The organism is Aquirufa salirivi (assembly GCF_045310485.1).
GTDB classification, from domain to species: Bacteria; Bacteroidota; Bacteroidia; order Cytophagales; family Spirosomataceae; genus Aquirufa; species Aquirufa salirivi.
In genome coordinates this window covers 199321-223752 of the sequence record NZ_JBEWZH010000006.1, presented here as the reverse complement: position 1 = coordinate 223752, position 24432 = coordinate 199321, and the positions used below count along the sequence as shown (strand labels likewise).

General features: G+C 37.3%; 24 protein-coding genes. 14 read left to right on the top strand and 10 right to left on the bottom strand.

Annotation, left to right across the window (positions count from 1 at the left end; genetic code table 11):
* Positions 1 to 93: 93 nt before the first annotated feature.
* Positions 94 to 1497 (top strand): tetratricopeptide repeat protein, encoded by a 1404-nt coding sequence (locus U0R11_RS09935; protein WP_406751541.1) that lies wholly within the window; start codon positions 94 to 96, stop codon positions 1495 to 1497.
* Positions 1498 to 1595: 98 nt separating this feature from the next.
* Positions 1596 to 4451, top strand: a complete 2856-nt coding sequence (locus U0R11_RS09930; RefSeq protein WP_406751540.1) for a M16 family metallopeptidase — start codon at positions 1596 to 1598, stop codon at positions 4449 to 4451.
* Between the two features lie 92 nt (positions 4452 to 4543).
* On the opposite strand, the gene U0R11_RS09925 is transcribed toward U0R11_RS09930, so the two are convergent.
* The 6 genes from U0R11_RS09925 to sufC are packed head-to-tail and all read right to left on the bottom strand — an operon-like array spanning position 4544 to position 9015.
* Positions 4544 to 4957 (bottom strand): BrxA/BrxB family bacilliredoxin, encoded by a 414-nt coding sequence (locus U0R11_RS09925; protein WP_406751539.1) that lies wholly within the window; start codon positions 4955 to 4957, stop codon positions 4544 to 4546.
* A 33-nt stretch (positions 4958 to 4990) separates the two neighbouring features.
* Positions 4991 to 5329: an iron-sulfur cluster assembly protein gene (locus U0R11_RS09920; RefSeq protein WP_166228624.1), complete on the bottom strand. Its 339-nt coding sequence runs from the start codon at positions 5327 to 5329 to the stop codon at positions 4991 to 4993.
* Between the two features lie 3 nt (positions 5330 to 5332).
* Positions 5333 to 5752, bottom strand: coding sequence for a SufE family protein (locus U0R11_RS09915; protein WP_406751580.1), 420 nt, complete (start codon positions 5750 to 5752; stop codon positions 5333 to 5335).
* Positions 5753 to 5759: 7 nt separating this feature from the next.
* The gene (locus U0R11_RS09910) at positions 5760 to 6980 is read right to left on the bottom strand and encodes an aminotransferase class V-fold PLP-dependent enzyme (protein ID WP_406751538.1); all 1221 of its coding nucleotides are present in this window, start codon (positions 6978 to 6980) and stop codon (positions 5760 to 5762) included.
* Positions 6981 to 6984: 4 nt separating this feature from the next.
* Entirely contained in the window at positions 6985 to 8259 is a 1275-nt protein-coding gene (gene sufD / locus U0R11_RS09905) for a Fe-S cluster assembly protein SufD (RefSeq protein WP_406751537.1), read from the bottom strand.
* 3 nt (positions 8260 to 8262) lie between these two features.
* Positions 8263 to 9015, bottom strand: a complete 753-nt coding sequence (sufC, locus tag U0R11_RS09900) for a Fe-S cluster assembly ATPase SufC (protein ID WP_406751536.1) — start codon at positions 9013 to 9015, stop codon at positions 8263 to 8265.
* 146 nt (positions 9016 to 9161) lie between these two features.
* Here sufC and U0R11_RS09895 point away from each other — a divergent pair, with 146 nt between their 5' ends.
* On the top strand, positions 9162 to 9488 hold the full coding sequence (locus U0R11_RS09895) for a HesB/IscA family protein (protein ID WP_109323223.1): 327 nt from the start codon (positions 9162 to 9164) through the stop codon (positions 9486 to 9488).
* 7 nt (positions 9489 to 9495) lie between these two features.
* On the opposite strand, the gene U0R11_RS09890 is transcribed toward U0R11_RS09895, so the two are convergent.
* Positions 9496 to 10107 (bottom strand): Maf family protein, encoded by a 612-nt coding sequence (locus U0R11_RS09890; protein ID WP_406751535.1) that lies wholly within the window; start codon positions 10105 to 10107, stop codon positions 9496 to 9498.
* Positions 10108 to 10220: 113 nt separating this feature from the next.
* On the opposite strand from U0R11_RS09890, the gene U0R11_RS09885 reads away from it, so the two are divergent.
* The 3 genes from U0R11_RS09885 (at position 10221) to U0R11_RS09875 (ending at position 12021) form a co-directional block, all read left to right on the top strand.
* A complete protein-coding gene (locus U0R11_RS09885; RefSeq protein WP_406751534.1) occupies positions 10221 to 10670 on the top strand; it encodes a MarR family winged helix-turn-helix transcriptional regulator in 450 nt (149 codons plus the stop codon).
* 76 nt (positions 10671 to 10746) lie between these two features.
* A complete protein-coding gene (locus tag U0R11_RS09880) occupies positions 10747 to 11322 on the top strand; it encodes a YceI family protein (protein ID WP_406751533.1) in 576 nt (191 codons plus the stop codon).
* A 66-nt stretch (positions 11323 to 11388) separates the two neighbouring features.
* Positions 11389 to 12021, top strand: coding sequence for an NAD(P)H-dependent oxidoreductase (locus tag U0R11_RS09875; RefSeq protein ID WP_406751532.1), 633 nt, complete (start codon positions 11389 to 11391; stop codon positions 12019 to 12021).
* 40 nt (positions 12022 to 12061) lie between these two features.
* On the opposite strand, the gene U0R11_RS09870 is transcribed toward U0R11_RS09875, so the two are convergent.
* Positions 12062 to 13507, bottom strand: coding sequence for a CCA tRNA nucleotidyltransferase (locus U0R11_RS09870; protein ID WP_406751531.1), 1446 nt, complete (start codon positions 13505 to 13507; stop codon positions 12062 to 12064).
* The gene (locus U0R11_RS09865; protein ID WP_406751530.1) at positions 13504 to 14070 is read right to left on the bottom strand and encodes an L-threonylcarbamoyladenylate synthase; all 567 of its coding nucleotides are present in this window, start codon (positions 14068 to 14070) and stop codon (positions 13504 to 13506) included. Before U0R11_RS09865 ends, U0R11_RS09870 begins: the two co-directional genes overlap by 4 nt.
* Positions 14071 to 14177: 107 nt before the next feature.
* On the opposite strand from U0R11_RS09865, the gene argS reads away from it, so the two are divergent.
* From argS to U0R11_RS09845, 4 genes are all read left to right on the top strand, one after another.
* Complete coding sequence (gene argS, locus U0R11_RS09860; RefSeq protein WP_406751529.1) at positions 14178 to 15965, top strand: arginine--tRNA ligase; 1788 nt, start codon at positions 14178 to 14180, stop codon at positions 15963 to 15965.
* 1 nt (position 15966) lies between these two features.
* On the top strand, positions 15967 to 16593 hold the full coding sequence (locus tag U0R11_RS09855) for a glutathione peroxidase (RefSeq protein ID WP_406751528.1): 627 nt from the start codon (positions 15967 to 15969) through the stop codon (positions 16591 to 16593).
* 65 nt (positions 16594 to 16658) lie between these two features.
* Positions 16659 to 17573, top strand: coding sequence for a 1,4-dihydroxy-2-naphthoate octaprenyltransferase (gene menA, locus U0R11_RS09850; protein WP_406751527.1), 915 nt, complete (start codon positions 16659 to 16661; stop codon positions 17571 to 17573).
* 37 nt (positions 17574 to 17610) lie between these two features.
* Complete coding sequence (locus tag U0R11_RS09845) at positions 17611 to 18957, top strand: tetratricopeptide repeat protein (protein WP_406751526.1); 1347 nt, start codon at positions 17611 to 17613, stop codon at positions 18955 to 18957.
* 2 nt (positions 18958 to 18959) lie between these two features.
* Here U0R11_RS09845 and U0R11_RS09840 read toward each other — a convergent pair whose 3' ends face one another.
* Entirely contained in the window at positions 18960 to 19733 is a 774-nt protein-coding gene (locus U0R11_RS09840) for an AMP nucleosidase (protein WP_109323234.1), read from the bottom strand.
* A gap of 66 nt (positions 19734 to 19799) precedes the next feature.
* On the opposite strand from U0R11_RS09840, the gene U0R11_RS09835 reads away from it, so the two are divergent.
* The 4 genes from U0R11_RS09835 (at position 19800) to U0R11_RS09820 (ending at position 24279) form a co-directional block, all read left to right on the top strand.
* Positions 19800 to 20261 carry a type I restriction enzyme HsdR N-terminal domain-containing protein gene (locus U0R11_RS09835; protein ID WP_406751525.1) on the top strand — a complete coding sequence of 154 codons (462 nt, stop codon included), beginning with the start codon at positions 19800 to 19802 and terminating at the stop codon, positions 20259 to 20261.
* Positions 20258 to 21895, top strand: a complete 1638-nt coding sequence (gene pafA, locus U0R11_RS09830; RefSeq protein ID WP_406751524.1) for an alkaline phosphatase PafA — start codon at positions 20258 to 20260, stop codon at positions 21893 to 21895. Before U0R11_RS09835 ends, pafA begins: the two co-directional genes overlap by 4 nt.
* An 86-nt stretch (positions 21896 to 21981) precedes the next feature.
* Positions 21982 to 23295: a UDP-glucose dehydrogenase family protein gene (locus U0R11_RS09825; protein ID WP_166375581.1), complete on the top strand. Its 1314-nt coding sequence runs from the start codon at positions 21982 to 21984 to the stop codon at positions 23293 to 23295.
* A 9-nt stretch (positions 23296 to 23304) separates the two neighbouring features.
* Positions 23305 to 24279, top strand: coding sequence for a UDP-glucuronic acid decarboxylase family protein (locus U0R11_RS09820; protein ID WP_166375582.1), 975 nt, complete (start codon positions 23305 to 23307; stop codon positions 24277 to 24279).
* The last annotated feature ends 153 nt before the right edge of the window (positions 24280 to 24432 follow it).

Sequence of the window (24432 nt, the reverse complement as noted above, 5' to 3'; positions counted from 1 at the left end):
TGGAACAAAATTAATCCCAATTGAGGTTAAAGTCCTGAATTATTTTCTTTATTTTAGAGGAAACGTTCGCTTCCTCCATCTCAACAAAAATTTATGCTGGATCCAAACTATGATGAAAACAAGGAAGATATACATTCTTCTGTTCAGCGTTTCGAAAAAATGATTTATCAGCATGAAAATTCTTTTTTTGATGTTGAGACTTTAGAAAATATTGCCGAGTACTATTTTGTTCATGCCAAATTCGATGAAGCTTTAAAAGCCTGTGATTTAGGCTTGACTCATTTTCCCTATACCTTAGAATTAATTTCCTTGAAAGCGCAAATTCTTGGCGATATGCAAAAGCCAGAGGAAGGAATGGAATTAATTGAAAATGCTATTCTATTATTCCCAACAGATTTAGAAATCATGTTGGTGAAAGGCTCGTTGCTCAGTCAAATGCAACAGCATGAAGCGGCCGTTGAGGTGTTTTTGGCTGCATTGGAAATTGCTGATGAAAAAGACGAAGTATATTTTAGATTGGGTTTAACGTATCATGCTTGGTCTAAGCCTAGGGAGGCGGTGGATATGTTTAAAAAGGCTTTAGAAATCAATCCAGAAAATGAAAATGCTTTAGTAGAATTAGCCAATTCATTGGATGATATTGGTAAAATTGAAGAAAGTATTCCTTTCTATAAACAGTTCATTGACGAGGACCCTTTTTCCTACACAGCTTGGTATAATTTAGGCATTGCCTATTCTAAACTCAAGCAATACGAAAAAGCGATTGATTCGTATGAGTATTCCTTGGCCATTGAGCCCAATTTCGGTTCATCTTTGTTCAATCTTGGGAATACGCACATGAACTTACAAGATTATGTGCAAGCGGAAGAAAATTATCGTCAATGCTTGAAATACGATGAGCCCAATCCCGAATTATATTGTTGCTTGGGGGCAAGTTTAGAAAGACAAAAGAAATTCAAAGAGGCGATTGAATTCTACAAAGAAGCCATTAAAATTGATCCACTTTGGGATGAAGGATATTATGGTTTAGCTGTTTGTTTGACTGAATTAGACAAATGGTTTGAAGCCTTGCACTTTTTAAAAAAATCGCTGAAGCTCAATGAAAGCAATCCACTTTATTGGACTGGTTTAGCGGATGTAGAAGCTTATTTAGGTAATACACTTTCAGCTGATGAAGCATATCAAAAATCGATTGAATTAGATTCTTTTTTTGCTCCTACTTGGATAAAATGGGCTCAATTGCATTTTGAATTGGAGGATTATGAGAAATCTGCTGACATTATGTTATCGGCCATCGATGAACTGCCTGAAGAAGCCGAATTATATTATCGCTCTGCTGTCTACCTAATTAAAGCAGGTCAATTCAAAGATGCATTTCATTTTCTAGAATCGGGTCTTCTTTTGGATTACGATAAACATGAAGTCATTTTTGAATTTTTCCCAAATTTAGAAACACAAAAGGCTATTTTTAAACTGATCCAGCAGTATAAGAAATAACCTTACATGTAGTTTTGAAACCACTTATACCTAATTACTTTTCTATTTCTCTACATTTTGGCATTTTCCATACTTATCAAATTCCAACCCTAATTTTTATGAAAAGAACATGTATCATTGCACTCTTGTATGTCATTGGTATTAGTGGCCTACAAGCTCAACAAAAATCCAAAACAGTAAGCTCAGCGCCAAAAACAACGACCGTTTCGGCCAAATCAAGTTCCTTAAGTATTCCCGAGAAAATCACTTCTGCGGAAGGTATCACGGAATATCGTTTAGGGAATGGTTTGAAAGTATTATTATTTCCTGATCCATCTAAACAAACGGTTACTGTCAACATCACTTATTTGGTGGGTTCACGCCATGAGGGTTATGGAGAAACAGGTATGTCCCATTTATTGGAACATATGGTATTCAAGGGTACCAAAGAAAAACATAAAGATGTAGCCAAAGAGATTACGGACCATGGCGCTCAATTTAATGGAACCACTTGGTTAGATCGCACCAATTATTTTGAAACATTTGCCTCTACTGATGAAAATTTGGATTGGGCTTTGGATATGGAAGCTGATCGTATGATCAATTCTAGAATAGCCAAAAGTGAATTGGAGACAGAAATGACGGTAGTTCGGAATGAATTTGAAATGGGTGAAAATGACCCAGGTTCGGTATTAAGTGATCGTATTGTATCTACCGCATTCTTGTGGCACAATTATGGTAATTCCACTATTGGTGCTCGATCAGATATCGAAAAAGTGCCTATTGAGAACTTGCAGGCATATTATAAGAAATATTATCAACCTGATAATGCGGTATTGTTAGTAGCTGGAAAATTTGATCCAGTAAAGACGTTGAATTTAATCAATCAAAAATTTGGTGTAATCCCTAAACCCGAACGTGTATTAACGAAGACTTTTACGGGAGAACCCACACAGGATGGAGAGCGTCAAGTAACACTTCGACGTGTAGGAGATGTTCAAGCCGTAGGTGCAGCTTACCACATTCCATCTGGATTACATCCTGATTATATTGCTTGTGATGTATTCGTAGATTTATTGACGGATGCTCCATCAGGAAGACTTTACAAAGCATTGATTGATACGAAAAAAGCGGCGTCTCAATTTGGATATAGTTTCCAATTAAAAGAACCTGGTTTGGTGTATTTTGGAGCAGAGGTACCAAAGGATAAATCAGCTGATTCGGTACGTACCATTATGTTGGAGACTATTGAACAATTTGCTAAGACTCCTCCAACCCAAGCTGATGTAGATCGTATTAAGCAGAAAAACATTAAAAACATTGAATTATTATTAAACAATGCCCAACGAGTAGGTGTTGGTTTATCTGAATACATTGCTCAGGGAGATTGGAGATTGTTATTTCATACTAGAAATTTAGTCGAGAAAATCACTGCGGAAGATGTGCAACGTGTGGCGCAAAAATATTTCAAAGCCTCCAATCGTACATCTGGAATATTCTATCCAACAGAAAAACCTGATCGTGCCGAAATTCCAGATGCGAAAGAAGCAGATGATATCTTAAAAGATTTCAAAGGTAGAGCTGCCGTGGCAGAAGGAGAAGCATTTGACCCTTCTCCAAGCAACATTGATTCCAGAACTAAAAAGGAAACTATAGGTTCCGTTAAAGTTGCCTTATTAGCCAAGAAAACAAGAGGTAATTCAGTTTATGCACGCATGACGCTGAGATTTGGTGATGAAAAATCCTTATTGGGAACAGCTACCGCAGCTGATTTAGCTGCTGATATGTTAACCAAAGGTACTTCCAAGCATTCTCGCCAGCAATTCCAAGATGAATTAGATAAATTAAAAGCTCGAGTTTCAATAACAGGTGGGGCTACTCAAGCCAATGTTTCCGTTGAAACGACTCGTGAAAACTTAGTTCCTGCATTAAAATTAGTAGCAGAAGCACTTAAAACTCCGGTTTTCCCAGTTGATGAATTTGAGAAATTAAAACAAGAAAATTTAACTCAAATTGATGCTCAAAAAAGTGATCCTCAAGCGAAAGCCATTGAAGCTTTGAATCAAGTTAGAACAGGACATTATGCCAAAAATGATGTACGGTATAACCCAACTTTAGCTGAGCAAACGGCTCTTTATAGTGCAGCAAAATTAGAGGATGCTGTTTCATTCTATAAGAATTTTTATGGTGCAAGTTCAGCTACTTTCTCTGCGGTTGGAGATTTTGATGAAAATGAAGTAAAAGACTTGATTAAAACTGAATTTTCAACTTGGAAGTCTTCAAAACCATATACAAGAATTCCAGAAATCGTGGCAGATGTTAAACCTGTCATTAAATCCATTGAAACTCCTGACAAGGCCAATGCATTTTTTGTAGCTTATCAACCTTTGAAAATTTCTGATACAGATCCAGATTATGCGGCTATGGAAATCAGTAATTACATTTTAGGCGGAAGTCCAGGACTTGCTAATCGTTTAATGGGTCGTATTCGTCAAAAAGAAGGTTTGTCTTATGGTGTTGGATCTCAATTTAGTGCACACCCAATTGATAAATCTGGGAGTTTCTTGACTTATGCGATTTATGCACCTGAGAATTTGGCTAAACTAGAAGCCGCTTTCAAAGAAGAAATTGAAAAGGTTTTAAAAGATGGTTATACAGAAAAAGAGATTGAGGAAGCAAAAAAATCTTGGTTACAAGGAAGACAAGTTTCACGCTCACAGGATAATGCATTAAGCAACTCCTTGAATAACAATTTATTCTTGAATCGTAGCTTAAAGTTCTCTGAAGAATTAGACAAAAAAGTCAATGCATTGACATCCGATCAAATTTTACAAGCTACTCGTAAAACGTTGGACTTGTTGAAAATGTCCTTGATTAAGGCTGGTGATTATGAAGGTGCAGCTAAGAAAAAAGCAGCTAAAGCAGAAAATGCCCCAAGTAATACAGGAGCCGTAGGTGGTGCTCCAAAGCCCTAGCACTGCTACGGCTAAATCAAAACAAAAGCCCTAGCAATGCTAGGGCTAAACCAAAAAAAAAGCCGAAGCTATATACTTCGGCTTTTTTTATACTAGCAGAATTCCTCAAAAACTCCTTCTAAATGAGCTGAAATCAATTCAGCAGATCGGCCTTCAATATGGTGACGCTCAACAAAGTGAACCAATTCACCATCTTTGAATAATGCGATAGAAGGAGAAGAAGGAGGATATGGCAAAGTATACTCTCTTGCTTTTTGTGTAGCTTCTTGATCAACACCAGCAAAAACTGTTACCAAGGTATCTGGTTTTTTTGTTGACACAGCTACTGCTTCTTTCACACCTGGACGAGCCGTGCGAGCAGAACAACCACAAACTGAATTGATGAACAATAAAGTTGTACCTGGTTTCGCTAACACTTCTTCCACTTCTGAGGCTTGTTTCAATTCTTGAAATCCACCCTCTACGATATCCATCCTCATAGGATGTACTAAATGTTCTGGATACATATTAATCTATTTAAATTTGAATGTGATAATTATTTACATAAAGCCAAGTTCTAATTTGGCTACTTCCGACATCATATCTTGAGAATATGGCGGATCAAAAGTTAATTCCACGGAAACCTCTGCCACACCTTCAATCTCCCGAATTGCCTTTTCAATATCCACGGGAATACTTTCTGCCGAAGGACAAGATGGTGAAGTCAAAGTCATCAGTACATATACATTATTGATTGGAAATATCTTGATTTCATAAATCAGACCTAGTTCATATACATCCACAGGAATCTCTGGATCGTAAACTGTTTTAATGGCCTGTACAACCTTTTCCTTTAAATCCGCTTCAGTTAGCACTGAACTTGGTGTCGTATTTTCCATATCTTAAGCTTGTGAAGAATAGGCAAGTGCATAATTTTTCATTTGTTTCACCATGGATAACAGTCCATTCGAACGAGTTTGAGCTAAATGTTGACTCATTCCAATTCGATCGATGAAGTATAAATCTGCTTTCATAATTTCCGAGGGAGTATGTTCAGAAAGCACTCTTATCAGCATACTGATTAAACCTTTAACAATGACTGCTTCTGAATCTGCTTGAAAAATCAATTTCCCTTCTTGCATAAAAGCATGAAGCCAAACTCGACTCTGGCAGCCTTTTATAACGTTATCTTCCGTCTTAAATTCATCTGATAATCCAGGTAATTTCTTACCTAGGTCTATCAAATACTCATATTTATCAGCCCAATCATCAAAGAGACCAAACTCTTCAATCAATTCTTCTTGTGTATCGTTTATACTCAAAGCCATATTATAATAACATTATAACTACTCGTTTCAAACAAACTACAAATCGGTCAATTTCCTCTTTGGTATTGTAGAACGAGAAAGAAGCCCGACAAGTTCCGGGTATATCAAATCGTTGCATCAAAGGTTGAGCACAATGGTGCCCTGTTCGAATAGCAATCCCAAATTTGTCTAATAAAACTCCTATATCTTGAGGATGGGTTCCTTCAATCAAAAAACTCACAACTGCAATTTTATTAGGTGCCGTTCCAATGATTTTTAAACCATCGATTTGTCCTAATTGTTCTGTCGCATAGCTTAATAATGCATTTTCTTGTTTTTCCACCCACCCCTTTTCAAGTGAGTTTAAGTAATCAAAAGATGAAGAAAAAGCAATCACATCTGCAATATTAGGCGTACCTGCTTCAAATTTATAGGGTAATTCATTGTAAGAAGTTCCCGCAAAACTCACTTCTTTAATCATCTCCCCTCCTCCTTGATAAGGTGGCATAGATTCCAATAAGTCACGTTTGCCATATAATACTCCTACCCCTGTTGGTCCAAATAATTTATGGGCCGAAAAGGCAAAAAAGTCCATATCAAAACGTTGCACGTCCATTTCCATATGCGCCACCGATTGTGCGCCATCAATCAATATCTTAGCTCCATGGGCATGGGCTAATGCGATCATCTCTTGAATGGGGTTTATTGTTCCTATGGCATTGGAAACATGGTTTACTGCCACTAGTTTAACTGTATTTTCTTGCAATAATTTCTGATATTCACCCAAATCCAATACCCCTGAATCGAGCACTGGAATAACCAAAACCTCGGCACCCTTTTCCAATGCAATCATTTGCCAAGGCACAATGTTGGAGTGGTGCTCCAAATTGGAAACAAGAATTTTATCTCCAGCTTTAAAATTGGCTCTACCAAAAGTTTGAGCCACTAAATTGATACTGGCTGTTGTCCCAGATGTAAATATGATTTGATCACTTGATTCCGCATGCAAAAAAGATTGAATCTTTTTACGCGTCAATTCAAAAGCTGCTGTCGCTCTTTCAGCTAAAGCATGTATTCCTCGGTGAATATTGGCATTGTCTTCAGAATAATACTTATTCAATGCATCCAATACTACTTTCGGCTTTTGGGTGGTAGCGGCATTATCAAAATAGATCAATGGAGAACCATTGACTTGTTGGTCTAACACTGGGAAATCTAAGCGAATTTGTTCAATGCTGGCCATGGTACTAATTTGACAAATCGACGGATTGTTGAATTTTAGTAATAATTTTCTCGGTAAGAGATTCTCTCAACACCGGATGCTCTACTTTATTGATTACTTCTTGAACAAATGCCAATAGTAATAAAGTTCTTGCAGCTGGTAAGGATATCCCTCTGGAACGCATATAAAACAATGCCTCTTCATTCAATTGGCCTGTTGTAGTACCATGTGAACACTTCACATCATCTGCCCAAATTTCCAATTGAGGTTTTGTATTCATGGTGGCTCTAGTAGAAGCCAATACGTTCCGGCAAGATTGAAAAGCATTGGTTTTTTGAGCGTCTTGACGCACAAAAATCTTCCCATTAAACACGCCAGTGGCATTTCCCATTAATACTCCTTTGTACAATTCGTTGGATTCAGCATGGGGCATTCGGTGATCCACTACGGTATGGGAATCCATCAATTGATTTTCGCCAGGAATGTATAAACCATTCAAATTGGAAACTACCTGTGAACCTTCAATGTAGAAATGCAAATTATTCCTAATCAAAGATGCATTCAATGAAAAAGTATAGGTATCAACTTGGCTACCTTCTGCTTGATAAATAAAGGTATGGTCAATATGGCTCACACCCTGTTGGAAATCTTGATCTTTCAAATAGGTAAATTGTGCTCCTTTGGAAACAAATATCTCTTGGACAAAATTAGATAAAATATCTGCCGTCCCCGTTGACGTTTGTTGCTCGATTAAGCTAACCTTTGCTCCTTCCTCTACGTAAATTAATAATCTAGATTGAACAGAAGATGCTTTTTCTGTAGAATTTACTTGGTATTGATGCAGAATTGCATTCGAAATTTCCACATCTTTTTTAATCCATAATACGGTATGCTGTGGAGTAAGTGCCACATTCAAATCGTATAATGAATTTTGATCTAAAATGGGTTTTTTATTTGACCAAATTTCCTGAAATTCTGGACATTTTTGAATAAATTCATCAAAACTCAATACCTCAATTCCTTCATTTGAACTAGCCTTGTCTATGCTTAGATAAGCATCGGATGAACGAATAATCAATTCTGCCCAATCGGCTGAAACAGGCAGATTTGAATTTCCTTTGGGAAACCAATTTCTGTCAATTCCATTAAAATCCTTCAATGAAGTGTATTTCCACTCTTCCCATTTTGATGTAGGAAAACCTTTGTCCATAAATTGACTCAGAGCTTTGCCTTGCACAGATTCTACATCTAGCGTTTGGGCAATATTTTGTAATGTTGTACTTAATTCAGCTGATAACATATCTTATTGATCTACTTCAGATTTAATCCAATCATAACCTCTTTCTTCTAATTCCAAAGCCAATTCTTTGGTTCCCGATTTCACAATACGTCCCTTATAAAGCACATGTACATAATCTGGAATGATGTAATCCAATAATCGTTGGTAGTGGGTAACTACAATGGTTGCATTATTTGGGCTTTTCAATTTATTAACACCCTCCGCTACAATGCGTAAAGCATCAATATCCAAACCTGAATCTGTCTCATCCAGAATAGCTAATTTAGGATCTAAAACAGCCATTTGGAAAATTTCGTTACGCTTCTTCTCCCCACCTGAAAAACCCTCGTTCAAAGCTCTACTCAAAAGCGATTGATCAATATTGACATAAGCCATTTTTTCTTTGAACATCTTTAAAAACTGAACCGCATCCATGGGATCTTCTCCCCGGTATTTGCGAATTTCATTAACGGCAGACTTCAAAAAATTAGTGGTAGATACACCAGGGATTTCTATAGGATATTGAAATGCTAAGAAAATGCCTTCAGCAGCTCTAGCTTCTGGAGCTAAATCCAGTAAGTCTTTTCCTAAAAATTGTACTGAACCATTCGTAACTTCATAATCCTCGCGACCCGCTAATACGGATGCTAAGGTAGATTTACCTGAACCATTAGGTCCCATGATGGCATGTACTTCACCAGCTTTTACTTCTAAATCAATTCCCCTTAAAATTTCTTTTTCACCAATAGAAGCATGTAAATTTTTAATTGACAGCATAATGTTTGTATTTGATTCTTGCTTTGAACCACAAAATTATAACCTATACCTTGGAAAAACCATAGCTTATTTAGATTCACTCTAAACAATAGCGATTATTCTCCATTTTTTTTATAATTTTGCATCAAATACAAAATATCATCACTATGATAACTATATCTGATTTAGCAGCCGACCGCATTAAAGAGTTAAGATCTAAAGAAGGTTTAACGGAGGAATACAATATCCGTGTCGCAGTAGAAGGCGGTGGATGTTCTGGTCTAATGTATCAATTGGATTTTGCGGCGGAGCCACAAAGTAGCGATATGATTTTTGAAGATAAAGGAGTTAAAGTGATGGTCGACAAAAAATCCATCCTTTACCTAGCAGGTACAGAATTGGATTTTTCAGATGGCTTAAATGGCAAAGGATTCCAATTCAAAAACCCGAATGCATCCCGTACTTGCGGTTGTGGGGAGAGTTTTTCAATCTAAATATCAACTAGAAAGGCAAAATCGACTGTCGGCCTTCTAATATATAAGGCTGCATCATGTGGTACACGCGATGTATAGGTAAACCCATGACGGTATAGAAAGAGCCTTCTAAACGGCTAATACCTACCATTCCAATAAAATCTTGTACACCATAGGCGCCTGCTTTATCCAAGGATGATCCTCCTTTGACATACCATTCTATTTCCCAATCCAATAAATCCCTAAAAGATACAATAGCTCGATCTACTTGGGTATTGATTCCTCCAGGGCCAATTAAGGATATTCCTGTGTATACTTCATGATCTTTTCCAGAAAGCAATAATAACATTTCTCGGGCCTCTTGCTTGTCTGCTGGCTTATTCAAAATTTGACCATCTACCACTACTATGGTATCGGCTGCTAGTATTAATTGATTTGGACAAGCTGTTGCTAAGACTTTCGCTTTCTTCTCAGCCAATATACCGGGGACCTCCTCGATCGGCCAAGTTGCATCAATCGATTCATCGATATCTGCTGGTAAAATCGAAAAATCAAAACCAGCTTGCGATAAAATTTCCTTCCGACGAGGAGAATTAGACGCTAAAATGAGGGGATATTGTAAAGAAAGTGAGCTTGACATGTTTCAAAAATACATGATTTTGATTCATTCAGGCCTATTTTGAAAAAAAATATTTAAAAACATTTGTATTTAATGTAATTACATTTAATTTTGCAACATCAATTTATACTAATATGGAAATTGCAAGCGAATTACAACAAAGCAACTTTGTCTCTGATGAGGCCAAAGCCATTGTCAATGTGATTTTTACGGGCAACTGGGTGGCTTACCAGCAACAGGAATTATTGAAACCCTATGACCTCTCCATGCAACAGTACAATGTACTGCGTATTTTAAGAGGTCAAAATGGAAAACCCATGACTGTGCTAGCCATCATTGAACGCATGTTGGACCGCACATCCAATGCCTCTCGACTAGTCGACAAATTAGTAGAAAAAAAATGGGTCTTACGAAGGGAATGTCCCAATGACCGCAGGGCCGTGGACGTACTTATACTTCCGGAAGGATTAGCCCTACTTCAACAATTAGATGAAGTTCAAAATCAATGGGCAAAACGTTTCAGTCACATGAATCAAGACGATTTAATCAAGCTAAATGAACTGTTAGACTTGTTTAGAAATTAGATACGCATTACAATTCATCCACATTTTTATATTTCTCTTTAACAATCAATTACAACCCTTTTAAAATTAAACAACAATGAAAAAAGTAAGCTTTATTCTTTCCGCCTTAGCCTTCATGGCTTTTACAAATCAAACAGTTGCTGCACCAAGCACAAGTCCCGTTTCTACAAAAGCTAGTAGCATTGTTTGGAATGCTAAAAAAGTAACTGGAGAACACACTGGTACTATCGGTATTTCAGCTGGTAAATTAGTAGTTAACAAAAATCAGATCACAGGTGGCAATTTCACTATTGATATGAAGTCCATTGTATGTAAAGATATTACTGATCCAGAGTACAACAAGAAATTTGTAGGCCATATTTCTTCTGGTGACTTTTTTGAGATTGAAAAATTCCCAACTGCTCAATTTGTCATCACCAAGGTAGTAGGCAATCAAATTAGTGGTAATTTGACCATTAAAGGTATCACGAAAGCAATCTCTTTCCCTGCTCAAATTGCATTAAACAAAGGCAAAGTGAGTGCAAAAGCGAACATCACGATTGACCGTACGGATTATGATATCAAATTTGGTTCTAAAAAATTCTTTGAATCAATTGGAGACAAAGCCATCTTTGATGATTTCAATTTAGCGGTGACTTTAGTTTCTGAATAAAACAATTTACAAGCTTAGCCTGTTACAAGGGCTAAGCTTTGTTCAACATCATATACCCTAAGAATTATGTCATTAGTAGATGCTTTACAGTGGCGCTATGCCGCCAAAAGGATGAATGGAAAAAAGGTGGATGCATCTAAGATAGAATCTCTGTTATCCGCTATTCAATTATCTGCATCAGGATTTGGTTTACAACCCTATCACATTCTAGTGATTGAAAATGAAGATTTAAAAGCGAAAATTCAACCTGCCGCTTTTAATCAACCTCAGATTGTTGAATCATCTCATTTGCTAGTATTTGCTGCTTGGAATGAGGTAACAGCTGAAAAAATTGATGCTTTCATCCAATTAGTATCCAAAACGAGAAATGTCGACTTAGCTGATTTAAAAGCATATAAAGATGCCATTGCTGGCGCTTTGCTTAGTAGACCAGTAGAAGACCAAGTGAAATGGATGGACAAACAAGTGTATTTAGCCATGGGTACTGCCTTAGCTGCAGCAGCCAAACTTGAGATTGACAGTACTCCGATGGAAGGTTTTAAACCTACTGAAGTAGATGCTATTTTAAATCTCAAAGAAAAAGGTCTACATGCTGTTTTAATGATGGCAGTTGGTGAACGCGATGAAGTTTCCGACTTTATGGTGAATGCCAAAAAGGTACGCTGGCCAAAAGAAGAATTATTTGTGCATATTGTTTAATTTGTATAAAAAAGAAAAAGGTCTCCTTCGAGACCTTTTTTTATGCCAAATCCGTAAGGCTAATTTTAGGACTCAATCCGAGTTTCTTTCCTTCTTCCACCATAAATTCCCAGGCCGAAGCTAAATCGTTTTTGACTTGGCCTTCTAAAATAGCTTCCCGAATAGCGACCTTGATTAGTCCAATTTCTTTTCCCGGACCGATGTCAAAGACTTGCATGATAATCTCCCCAGAAATGATTGGTTGAAAATTTCTCAATGAGTCCTTTTCCTCTACCTCCTTTAATTTCTCATCTACTTTATCGAAATTCTTTAAATAGCGCTTGACTTTATCCCCGTTTTTGGAAGTAATATCAGCCCGACAAAGTGTCATCAATGCCTCTAATTCCTCGCCTGCTTCAAATAAAAGTCGGCGTAAAGCGGCATCGGTTATTTCTTCTTTCGATAAAGCGATGGGCCTCAAATGCAGTCGGACTAGCTTCTGAACCAGTTTCATTTTCTCATTCAAGGGCAACTTCAATCGCTTGAAAATAGCGGGTACTTGCCTTGCTCCCATTTCTTCATGTCCATGAAATGTCCATCCTTTTTTCGGGTCAAAGCGTTTGGTAGCAGGTTTAGCAATATCGTGTAAAATAGCCGCCCAGCGCCACCACAAATCGTCAGTGTGTTGAGAAATATTATCTAAAACTTGAAGGGTATGATAAAAATTATCTTTGTGACCTTTACCTTCTTCGGTATCTACCCCTTTTAGTTTGACAAATTCAGGAAAAATGATGGGCAAAATGCCACAGGCATCTAACAGCAAAAATCCATAGGAAGGTTTTTTACATAGAATTATCTTGTTTAGTTCCTCTGAGATCCGTTCCATAGAAATAATCTCCAAGCGAACATTCTCTACCTGAAGTGCCTCAAAGGTAGTTGGGTATATATCAAAGCCTAACTGAGCTGCAAAACGAATAGCCCGCATCATGCGCAATGGATCGTCTGAAAAAGTAATTCCTGGCTCTAAAGGTGTTCTTAAAATCCGAGCTTCCAAGTCTTTTAATCCATCAAATGGATCCAACAATTTTCCCCAATTTGCTGAATTAAGCTGAACAGCCATGGCATTGATGGTAAAATCTCTTCGATTTTGATCATCTTCCAAGCTGCCTTCCTCTACGATGGGTTTCCGGGAATCTCGCTGGTAAGATTCTTTTCTTGCCCCAACAAATTCTAAATCCCAATCGTCCACTTTCAACATGGCCGTACCAAAATTCTTAAAAACAGCAACTTGGTGCTCAGGCAAATTGAATTCACGGGCTACCTCTTCCGCCAAAGCGATTCCTGAACCTATGCAAACCACATCAATGTCTTTCTTACTATCTCGACCTAAAATGGCATCTCGTACATATCCTCCAATGACATAGGCATCTAAGCCCAAACGGTCAGCAGCAGCTCCAATCTTGATAAAAATTGGATTTTCAATAATTTCCTTTCCCGTTTTTATCATGGGCGAATCATTGTATAGTCACCATTAAGGCCTAATTTGACAATTTTAGAGGCCTTGACCTTTCCTTTGGGAGGATGGGGGTTTTGTAAAATATAATCCACCCCTTCTTTAATGATGGGTGAAATCATTTCAAAATTTTCGGGTGATGGTTCTCCAGATATATTTGCTGAGGTGGAAACAATCGCTCTTTGGTATCGATAAACAAGACCTTTACAAAACTCATCTTTCACTAAACGAATGGCAATGGTCCCTTCTGGTCCTAAAACATGCTTACTAACGTTTTTACCTTGGGGATATATAACAGTCAATGGATCTTCTGCAAAATCAACTAAATCCCAAGCTATATCTGGCACCTGTTCTACATACTCGTTTAATTGCTCTATCTTGGATATAAGCAAAATCAGACCCTTATTTTCCGGTCTTTGTTTGATGTCAAACAATTTCTCAATGGACGCATCCATTCGGGCATCACAACCTAATCCCCAGATGGTATCACTTGGATATAGGAGGACTCCTCCTGATTTTAATGATTTTAATGCGTCGTCGTAAATGGACTGTATCATAACACAAAGGTAAAGATTAATTCCTCTTTTATTAAGTCGAGAATCAATGTTTAGCTTGAATTGGCTACCTTTGCAAACATTTTAATCACAATTTCTTCGTCTTTGGTATGTCGAGTATACAAGTACAACTCATTGCAAGTATTCAAGCTGGTTTAAGTTCTTTATTTCAAATAGAAGAAAATGAGCTCAGCCTTCAAGAAACGAAAAAGGAATTTGAAGGGGCCTATACTTTTGTTGTCTTTCCATATACTAAAAGAGCAGGAAAAGCACCGGCGCAAATTGCTCAAGCCTTGGGTGATTATTTAATTGAAAATAATCCACAACTCGTTAAAGCTTATCAGGTTGTGCAAGGATTCTTAAATATTTCCCTCCACGATTCTGTTTGGTGTGGATTATTACAAGAAATGGCTCAAGATAAATTGGCCTTTCAATTGGCGCCTAAAAACGAAAAAATTGTCATTGAATATTCCTCTCCTAATACCAATAAACCTCTTCATTTAGGCCATTTAAGAAATAACTTTCTGGGTTATTCAGTAGCTCAAATATTAAAAGCTGGTGGTTATGAAGTCATAAAAACTAATTTAGTCAATGACCGAGGCATACATATTTGCAAGTCGATGTTGGCTTATCAATTATTTGGAAATGGAGAAACTCCCGCATCTAGTGGCTTGAAGGGTGACCACTTGGTGGGCAAATATTATGTAGCCTTTGATAAGGCATATAAATCAGAAATAGAACAATTGGTGGCAACTGGAATTGATCCAGAAAAAGCGAAAGCACAGGCCCCAATGATCTTACAAGCTCAGGCCATGTTATTGGCTTGGGAGCAAGGAGAAACGTCCGTTATTCAATTGTGGGAAACCATGAATGCATGGGTATTGGATGGTTTTGAAGCGAGTTATAAACAAATGGGTGTTGATTTCGATAAAATTTACCGTGAATCCAATACCTATTTATTAGGTAAAAAACTGGTTGATGAAGGATTGGCTCAAGGAGTATTTTACCAAAAACCAGATGGATCAGTATGGATTAATTTGGAAGAAGAAGGATTGGATGAAAAATTGGTATTGAGAAAGGATGGAACATCTGTTTACATCACTCAAGATATGGGTACTGCCCAGTTGAAATTTGAGGACTTTGGAGCCAAAAAGTCCATATATGTAGTTGGAAATGAGCAAGATTACCATTTTGAGGTCTTGTTTCATATATTAAAGAAACTCCATAAACCATTCTCTTTAGGGAATTATCACTTGTCCTATGGTATGGTAGATTTACCTAGCGGTAAAATGAAATCAAGAGAAGGAACGGTGGTAGATGCAGATGATTTGATGCAGGAAATGGTGGATACTGCTCAAGAAAGAACCTTGGAATTAGGAAAAATAGAAGGCTTCTCTGAAGAGGAATCCAATCAATTATTTCAACAATTGGGTATGGGAGCATTAAAATACTTTTTATTGAAAGTTGACCCTAAAAAACGCATGTTATTCAATCCTGAGGAATCCATTGATTTCCAAGGAAATACAGGTCCTTTTATTCAATATACGCATACAAGAATTTGCTCCATCCGTAGAAAAGCCATAGAAAAAGGTTTTCCACTTAAAGGAGAAACTCAATCGAAAATATCGTTTGCAGAATCAGAAAGAGAATTAATATATTTGTTAGGAACTTATAAAACGAAACTAGCGGAAGCTTGTGAGAGTTTCTCTCCATCGATAATTGCGCAATATTCCTTTGATTTAGCAAAACAATTCAATAAATTTTACAATGAATTGACCATCTTAAATGAAGAAAACGAGGAGATTAGAACAATTCGACTTACCTTGGCGGACCTAACAGGCAAAACAATTCAGCACGCAACTTCGTTATTAGGAATAGTTTCACCTGAACGAATGTAACATGAAACGAATATTAACTTTCTCACTTATATTAATCACTGTCGTTATGCTAGTAAATATTGTAAAAATTGGATCCTTACTAACGGCGCTTACCTTGCCGTTTACACAAAACACCATTTTAAATCGCCCAGAAAACGTGGAAACTGTTGTTGCAGCACCGAACTTTCATAATTTCAAAATGAAAGGTATTGATGGAAAAGTTATTGACTTTAGCCAATTCAAAGGAAAGAAAGTGGTCGTATTAAATACTGCCTCTAAATGTGGTTATACACCACAGTATGCGGATTGGGAGAAATTCCACCAAGCAAATAAGGACATTGTTATTTTAGGTTTTCCTGCCAATGAATTTGGTGGTCAAGAGCCAGGTAGCAACGAAGAAATTGCAAGCTTTTGCCAAAAAAATTACGGTGTTAGTTTCCAAATGATGGAGAAGGTCGTGGTAAAAGGTGAAGGAAAGTGTGACCTATACCAGTGGCTAACAGATAAAAAAGGCAATGGTTGGAATGAAAAAGAGCCTAGCTGGAATTTTTGTAAATATGTCATTAATGAAAAAGGCGAACTAGTCAATTTTTTCGCCTCGGCAATCAAACCTTCGAGCCCAGAGTTTCTGCAAGCTTTAGCTAAATAATTAATTTCTTACATCCCTGAATCCAAAAATTCAGGGATGTTTGTTTATAGTAAATACAACAACATATGAATCGTTGGGTAGAAGCCGCGAGGCCTAGGACATTACCTCTGGCTATTGCCAGCACCATTTTAGGAAATATTTTGGCCTTTGTAGATGGTCATTTTCAATGGACTATTGGTGCTTTAGCTATTCTTACTACCCTCCTACTTCAAATTTTATCTAATTTTGCCAACGATCTAGGCGACACTCAAAACGGTATCGACAATGCGGATAGAAAAGTAGCGCTACGGGCTGTTCAGACCGGAGCAATCAGTCCATCTGAGATGAAAAATGCCGTTTATCTAAGTGCACTTTTAGCATTTATTTCAGGTCTCGGTTTATTGTACATCAGCCTACAATCGGCTTCCATTGAAATCATTCTAGGCTTTTTAGTTTTAGGCATATTGGCTATTGGTGCTGCTATTGCCTATACAGTTGGAAAAAGACCCTATGGCTATATGGGATTAGGAGACCTTTCCGTCTTTATTTTCTTCGGTTTAGTTGGTACCGTAGGAGTCTATTTCTTACAAACACTGGAATTCAAATTAGCCACATTTTTACCCGCCGCAGGTTGTGGATTCATGTCGGTAGCCGTATTAAATTTGAATAATTTACGGGATTTGGACAATGATAAAAAACAAGGAAAGCTATCGATTCCTGTGCGTATAGGTAAATCAGCTGGGTTTTTATATCAAAAATTTTTATACATTTTGACTATCCTAAGTTTTGGAATATATCCCATGGTAAATCTTGGGGTCCCTCCTACTTTCTTTCAAAACTCAACCATGTTGGCAGCATATATTCCCATCGCTTTATTAGCCAATAAATTACAACCTCATTTAACTCCAGCTCAAATAGATCCCTATTTGAAAAAAACAGCTTTAATTACCTTGTGGCTTATTTTGGTATTTGGCTTTACCCAAATTTTTCTTAGCGAGTGATTTCCCTTATTTTTACGTAACAAATTAACATTTTATCATGAAGTGGACTTCTCTGGCTTTTGCCTGCTTGCTATTATTTTCTAATTCTATGATGGCACAAGATGCTGTCAATTACATGGAACTAGGTTTAACTCAGAATAAAACGGGGAATTATGCCGAGGCCTTACGAAACTTCAGTATAGAAATTGAAAAAAATACGGCTAATCCAAATCCCACAGCCTTTTATAACCGTGGTTTTGCGAAGTATAATTTGAAGGATTTTCGGGGAGCTATTTTGGATTTCGAAAAAGCGATTGAATTAAAATCCACTTATTATGAGGCATTCATAGCTCGTGGGCAAAGTTATAGCAAGCAAGACAATCATAAAATTGCCATTCAAGACTACAATGAAGCCATTCGCTTAAATCCATTAGAAGCTACGGCTTATTATTCCAGAGGATTGTCGAAAAGTAAATTAGAAAACTACCGTGGTGGTTTATCTGACTTCAATAAGTCATTAGAACTAAACCCTGAATATGCCCCATGTTTGGCTGCTAGAGGAGATTGCAAAGTTAAATTAGGTGAATATGCTAGCAGCATTGAAGATTATAGCAAGGCCATTGAAATTAGTCCTAAAAGATCTACCTACTATTCTGGTAGAGGGTTTGCCAAAATGAAATTGAATGATTTTGCCAATGCATTAAAGGATTTTAATGAGGCCTTAAAAATCAGTCCAGATGAAGCCAATGATTGGTATTATGCTGGATTTTGTAAAACTCAATTGGAAAATTTCAGAGGAGAAAATGGCGAAAAAGGAGCATTAGAAGATTTCAATAAAGCATTAGAACTAGAGCCTTCCAAAGTAGAAGCATTCTATGGTAGAGGTTTTGTTAAGTCTAAATTAGGCGATCAGCGGGGGGCTATTGAGGATTATACCAAAGCTGTGGATATGGGGAATTTTGAAAATACGAAGATTCTTTACACAGCAAAAATGAATAAGGCGGTATTGGATGAATTACGTAATTCTGTTCAGGATAAAATCAAAATCGCTGAATTCTCCACCGAAAGGGCTGAAATTTATTTTAACAGAGGATTAGCGAAATCCAAATCAGGAGATCCAAAACAAGCTATGGAAGATTATAATCGGGCCATTTCGTTTAATCCTATTTATGCGGATGCTTATTTCATGAGAGCCATGGCCAAATCCAATGTAGGAGATCAGCGCAGTGCCATTCAAGATTGTAGTAACGCGATAAAATTGAATGCCAAATACGCTGAAGCCTATTTTGTTCGAGGTATCATCAAATTAGCTTTAGCTGATACCACAGGCTGTTTGGACTTAAGCAAAGCAGGTGAATTGGGTTATAATCCCTCCTTCCAAGTTATCCGAGATTTCTGTAACTAAAATTACTCGAAACGTAAGTGTTTAACTGACTCGCCAGAAGAAGCTAATTCTTCTAAGGCATCTATGCCAATTTGTAAATGAAGATTGACGTAATTATCGGTTACTTTCTTATCGCTAACATCCGTTTTTACTCCATCGGGAGTCATGGGATTATCCGAAACTAACAATAGGGCCCCACGTGGGATTTTATTGACAAATCCCACGGTAAAAATGGTAGCCGTTTCCATATCGATACACATGGCCCGAATATCAGATAAATACTTTTTAAATTCTTCATCGTGCTCCCATACTCGACGATTGGTCGTATATATCAACCCTGTCCAATAATCCTTTTCGTGCTTCTTAATCATAGAAGATACAGAACGTTGCAAGCGGAAAGAGGGTAATGCTGGGATTTCTTTGGGCATATATTCATCTGATGTACCTTCTCCCCTAACAGCCGCGATAGGCAGGATTAAATCTCCTAAAGCAAGATTCTTTTTAAGTCCGCCACATTTACCTAAAAACAAAACAGCTTTAGGTGAAATGGCCGAGAGAATATCCATCACCGTAGCAGCCATGGGTGATCCCATTCCAAAATTGATGATGGTAATATTATCTGCTGTAGCCGTCTGCATGGGGCGATCTTGTCCTAATATTTCTACATCAAATTTTTGGGCAAACATATCCACATAGTTCTTGAAATTGGTTAATAAAATATATTGACCAAATTTTTCCAATGGCGTACCGGTGTAGCGAGGTAGCCAATTTTGTACAATTTCTTCTTTAGTTTTCATGAAAAGATAAAGTTCGTGATGAAATTAATCTACAAATAGATTAATTTAGAGTTTGTGTAATGGCCTATGATGCAACCTATAGCTGACCTGACGCTCCAGTTTCCCCCTTATGATTACAAATTAAAAAAAAAGGATGGAAAACTCTATATTTTTGACTCCATCGCAAAAAAATATAGATTGCTTTCTCCAGAAGAATGGGTTCGTCAACACTGTTTACAGTACATTACGCAACATTTACATTATCCTAGTGGAATGATTCAAATTGAAGGAGGTATCAGCGTCAATCAATTACAAAGAAGAAGTGATATTCAGATTTTCGCTACAGATGGAACGGTGTTTATGATCATTGAATGTAAAGCTCCTCATGTAAAGTTAACGGATGTTACCTGGCAACAGATTAGTCAGTATCAGAAGCAAATTAATTCCAAGTATTTAGTTCTCACGAATGGTCTGGAAACTAGATTTTTAGAAATAGATTTATTACACCAAAAAACGAATACATTAACACAATTTCCTATTTATTCATGAAAAAAACGACACAAGTATTTGCCTATTTGATCATCAGTGTGCTAAGTATTAGTACAGCTTGGGCTCAAAACAAGACTAAAACATTAGCCAAAAGACCCGCCTTAGTTGTAGGTATTGTGGTAGATCAAATGCGATATGATTATTTATATAAATACCAAGATCGTTATAGCGACAATGGCTTTAAGCGATTGATGCGAGAAGGTTTAAATTGCCAGGATAATCATTACAACTATGCTCCTACCGTTACTGCAGCAGGACATGCCAGTGTGTACACGGGAACTGTACCTGCAGTTCATGGTATTGTTGGCAATGATTGGACAGATGTGGCTTCAAGTAAGAAGGTATATTGTACAGATGACAGTACCGTTACTACGGTTGGAACTACGGGTAAAACCGGATTTATGTCACCCAAGAATCTTTGGACGAGTACCATTACGGATCAATTAAGAATGGCACAAAATTTTCACTCAAAAACGATTGCCATTGCCCTAAAAGACCGGGGAGCTATTTTGCCAGGAGGGCATACAGCGAATGGCGCATATTGGTATGATTCAAAAGAAGGTCGCTGGATTACTTCTACATTTTACATGAAAGAATTACCGGCATGGGTTCAGAAGTTTAATGCAGAAGAAAAAGCACTTACCTATGTCAAACAAGGTTGGAACACCTTATATCCTATTGAAACATATGTTCAAAGTGCGGAAGACAATTTACCTTTTGAGGGCAAATTACCTTCAGAAAAAACGCCTACTTTCCCACATGCATTAGAAGGACCAAATCCCTTAGAAATCATCCGTTCGACTCCTTATGGAAATTCCATCACCAAGGATTTTGCTTTAAAGGCGATTGAAGAAGAAAAATTGGGACAGAGTAATTCGACTGATTTTTTAGCAGTAAGTTTTTCATCCACCGATTATGTGGGTCATGCTTTTGGTCCTCAATCCATTGAATTAGAAGATACCTATTTGCGTTTGGACCGGGATATTGCCGAGCTATTAACTTATTTGGACAAAAAATTTGGTAAAGATCGTGTGTTGGTATTTTTAACAGCTGACCATGCTGTAGCCGAGGTACCAGGATATTTACATTCGAAGAAAATGCCTGGTGGAGTATTTGAAGCTGGTAAAGCTTTAACTGAAGCCAAAATTGCATTGCAGAAGGAATTTGGATCAGATAAATTAATTGTGGGAAGTGAAAACTCCCAATTGTACATTGATCATGCTTTGCTAGAGAAATTAGCCATCAATCGTAAAAAATTACATCAAGTAATTTCAACGGCTTATTCCAAAATAGAGGGTACATCCACCATTGTGGACATGCAAGATATTGCTAATAGTACCTTAATTCAACCATATAAAGAATTGGTATCGAATGGCTATCATCCAGCACGAAGTGGAGATTTCATGATTCTATTAAAACCACAATGGTTTATGGGAGGAAAAACTGGAACTACGCATAGTACTTTATATGCGTATGACACACATGTACCTTTACTGTTTTATGGTTGGAAGGTAAAACCTCAAGAAATAAGCAGTAGAACTAGCATTAGTGACATTTCAACTACCTTAGCAAATTGGTTAGGTTGTATGGAACCATCGGGAAGTATTGGTAAAATTATACCGATGGCTAAATAAGTATTGATAATCCAATTCATTTATAAATATTAAAAGAAAAATGGCTATTTTTGAGCCAAATTTTTGAACTAAATAAAGATTAACCTATGAAAATTGCGGTAGTAGGAACGGGATATGTTGGCCTTGTTACAGGAACATGTTTTTCAGAAACAGGTAATCACGTCACATGTGTTGATATCAATGAGGCTAAGATAAATCAAATGAAAGCGGGTGTTGTACCCATTTATGAACCGGGTTTAGAAGATTTATTTCACCGCAATGTGGGAGAAGGTCGTTTAAACTTTACGACTTCCTTGATAGAAGGAATTGAAGGGGCTAAAGTTATCTTTTTAGCTCTTCCAACGCCTCCAGGGGAAGATGGTTCGGCCGATTTGAAATACATATTGCAAGTAGCTAATGATTTAGGTCCTTTATTGAAAGAATACACGGTTATCATCGATAAAAGTACGGTTCCAGTAGGTACTTCAGAATTGGTCAAAAATGCCATTGCTCAACATGCCAAGGTCCCATTTGATGTCGTATCGAATCCTGAATTTTTACGTGAAGGTGTGGCCGTAGAGGATTTCATGAAACCAGATCGAGTAGTGATTGGAACTGAATCAGAAAGAGCTAAAGAATTAATGAGCAAATTATATGCTCCCTTGGTTCGTCAAGGAAATCCGATCATTTTCATGGATGAGCGCTCGGCTGAAATGACGAAATATGCAGCTAATGCATTTTTAGCAACGAAGATTACCTTTATGAATGAAATAGCCAATTTATGTGAATTGGTGGGTGCGAATGTAGATGATATCCGTCGTGGTATTGGTACCGATTCACGCATTGGCAAACGCTTTTTATTTGCAGGAATTGGTTATGGTGGAAGTTGTTTCCCAAAAGATGTTCAAGCATTGGCTAAAACCTCCGAAGAGAATAATTACAAGTTCCATATTTTGGATAGCGTGATGCGCGTGAATGAAAATCAAAAGACGAAATTGTTGCCGCAGGTTCGACAGTATTTTAATGAAGATTTAGCAGGAAAAACCATCGCAATTTGGGGATTAGCATTTAAGCCATATACGGATGATATTCGTGAAGCCCCTGCTTTGTATAATATTGAAGCATTATTAGAGGCTGGATGTACTATCAAGGCCTATGATCCAGAGGCGATGCCAAATGTACAGGCTTTATTAGGAGACAGTGTTCAATTTTGCAAGAATCCATATGAGGCATTAGAAGATGCTGATGCCTTATTAATTGTTACAGAGTGGCCACAATTCCGTACACCTGATTTCGATAAAATGGACTCGTTGCTTAAAAATAAAGTTATTTTTGATGGTAGAAATTTATATGAATTATCTCAAATGAAAGAATTGGGATATACGTATTACTCGATTGGCCGTCAAACCGTATTATCATAAATCATAGAAATGAAAAGAGTATTAATAACAGGAGGTGCAGGATTTTTAGGGTCACATCTTTGTGATCGTTTTATCAAAGAAGGGTTTCATGTAATTGCCATGGATAATTTAATCACGGGCGATTTAAAGAACATTGAGCACCTTTTTAAGCTTCCCAATTTTGAATTTTATCACCATGATGTATCCAAGTTCATTCATGTACCTGGTGAATTAGATTATATTTTACATTTTGCTTCCCCTGCTTCCCCGATTGATTATTTAAAAATACCGATACAAACCTTAAAAGTTGGATCCTTAGGAATTCATAATTGTTTGGGATTAGCACGTGTTAAAAATGCGCGTGTACTGATTGCCTCGACCTCGGAAGTTTATGGAGATCCATTGGTTCATCCGCAAACAGAAGAATATTGGGGAAATGTAAATCCGGTAGGTCCAAGAGGAGTTTATGATGAAGCTAAACGCTTCCAGGAGGCTATGACCATGGCTTATCATACCTATCATGGGGTAGAAACTCGTATTGTCCGCATATTCAATACCTACGGTCCTAGAATGCGCTTGAATGACGGTCGTGTTTTACCAGCATTTATAGGGCAAGCTTTACGCGGAGAAGATTTAACGATGTTTGGAGATGGTTCTCAAACCAGAGCTTTTTGCTATGTAGATGATTTGGTAGAAGGAATTTATCGCTTGCTTTTAAGTGATTATGCCCAACCCGTGAACATTGGAAATCCCGATGAAATCACCATCAAGGAGTTTGGAGAAGAAATCATCAAATTGACTGGAACAAGCCAGAAGTTAATCTCACTGCCCTTACCAACGGATGATCCGAAACAAAGAAAACCCGATATTACAAAAGCTAAAGCCATTTTAGGCTGGGAACCAAAGGTTACTAGAGCAGAGGGATTAAAGATTACCTATGAATATTTCAAATCATTGAGTCAGGACGACTTACATCGATTAGCGCATCATAAGGAGTTTAAATAAAACTCATAATATCTTGAAATTTAAAGGCCAGCTATCGCTGGCCTTTTTTATTGTCCCAACATTATCAAAGACTTGATAAAGAAATATGATTTAAAATAAAATTATTTTCAAAATCGTTATCAACGCACAACGCTGTCAAGGTTTAGAACCTTG

Coding starts and splice junctions, on each gene's coding strand:
- U0R11_RS09935 (WP_406751541.1), top strand. CDS start 94: ATGCTGGATCCAAACTATGATGAAAACAAGGAAGATATACATTCTTCT.
- U0R11_RS09930 (WP_406751540.1), top strand. CDS start 1,596: ATGAAAAGAACATGTATCATTGCACTCTTGTATGTCATTGGTATTAGT.
- U0R11_RS09925 (WP_406751539.1), bottom strand. CDS start 4,957: ATGTATCCAGAACATTTAGTACATCCTATGAGGATGGATATCGTAGAG.
- U0R11_RS09920 (WP_166228624.1), bottom strand. CDS start 5,329: ATGGAAAATACGACACCAAGTTCAGTGCTAACTGAAGCGGATTTAAAG.
- U0R11_RS09910 (WP_406751538.1), bottom strand. CDS start 6,980: ATGGCCAGCATTGAACAAATTCGCTTAGATTTCCCAGTGTTAGACCAA.
- sufD (WP_406751537.1), bottom strand. CDS start 8,259: ATGTTATCAGCTGAATTAAGTACAACATTACAAAATATTGCCCAAACG.
- sufC (WP_406751536.1), bottom strand. CDS start 9,015: ATGCTGTCAATTAAAAATTTACATGCTTCTATTGGTGAAAAAGAAATT.
- U0R11_RS09895 (WP_109323223.1), top strand. CDS start 9,162: ATGATAACTATATCTGATTTAGCAGCCGACCGCATTAAAGAGTTAAGA.
- U0R11_RS09890 (WP_406751535.1), bottom strand. CDS start 10,107: ATGTCAAGCTCACTTTCTTTACAATATCCCCTCATTTTAGCGTCTAAT.
- U0R11_RS09885 (WP_406751534.1), top strand. CDS start 10,221: ATGGAAATTGCAAGCGAATTACAACAAAGCAACTTTGTCTCTGATGAG.
- U0R11_RS09880 (WP_406751533.1), top strand. CDS start 10,747: ATGAAAAAAGTAAGCTTTATTCTTTCCGCCTTAGCCTTCATGGCTTTT.
- U0R11_RS09875 (WP_406751532.1), top strand. CDS start 11,389: ATGTCATTAGTAGATGCTTTACAGTGGCGCTATGCCGCCAAAAGGATG.
- U0R11_RS09870 (WP_406751531.1), bottom strand. CDS start 13,507: ATGATAAAAACGGGAAAGGAAATTATTGAAAATCCAATTTTTATCAAG.
- U0R11_RS09865 (WP_406751530.1), bottom strand. CDS start 14,070: ATGATACAGTCCATTTACGACGACGCATTAAAATCATTAAAATCAGGA.
- argS (WP_406751529.1), top strand. CDS start 14,178: ATGTCGAGTATACAAGTACAACTCATTGCAAGTATTCAAGCTGGTTTA.
- U0R11_RS09855 (WP_406751528.1), top strand. CDS start 15,967: ATGAAACGAATATTAACTTTCTCACTTATATTAATCACTGTCGTTATG.
- menA (WP_406751527.1), top strand. CDS start 16,659: ATGAATCGTTGGGTAGAAGCCGCGAGGCCTAGGACATTACCTCTGGCT.
- U0R11_RS09845 (WP_406751526.1), top strand. CDS start 17,611: ATGAAGTGGACTTCTCTGGCTTTTGCCTGCTTGCTATTATTTTCTAAT.
- U0R11_RS09840 (WP_109323234.1), bottom strand. CDS start 19,733: ATGAAAACTAAAGAAGAAATTGTACAAAATTGGCTACCTCGCTACACC.
- U0R11_RS09835 (WP_406751525.1), top strand. CDS start 19,800: ATGATGCAACCTATAGCTGACCTGACGCTCCAGTTTCCCCCTTATGAT.
- pafA (WP_406751524.1), top strand. CDS start 20,258: ATGAAAAAAACGACACAAGTATTTGCCTATTTGATCATCAGTGTGCTA.
- U0R11_RS09825 (WP_166375581.1), top strand. CDS start 21,982: ATGAAAATTGCGGTAGTAGGAACGGGATATGTTGGCCTTGTTACAGGA.
- U0R11_RS09820 (WP_166375582.1), top strand. CDS start 23,305: ATGAAAAGAGTATTAATAACAGGAGGTGCAGGATTTTTAGGGTCACAT.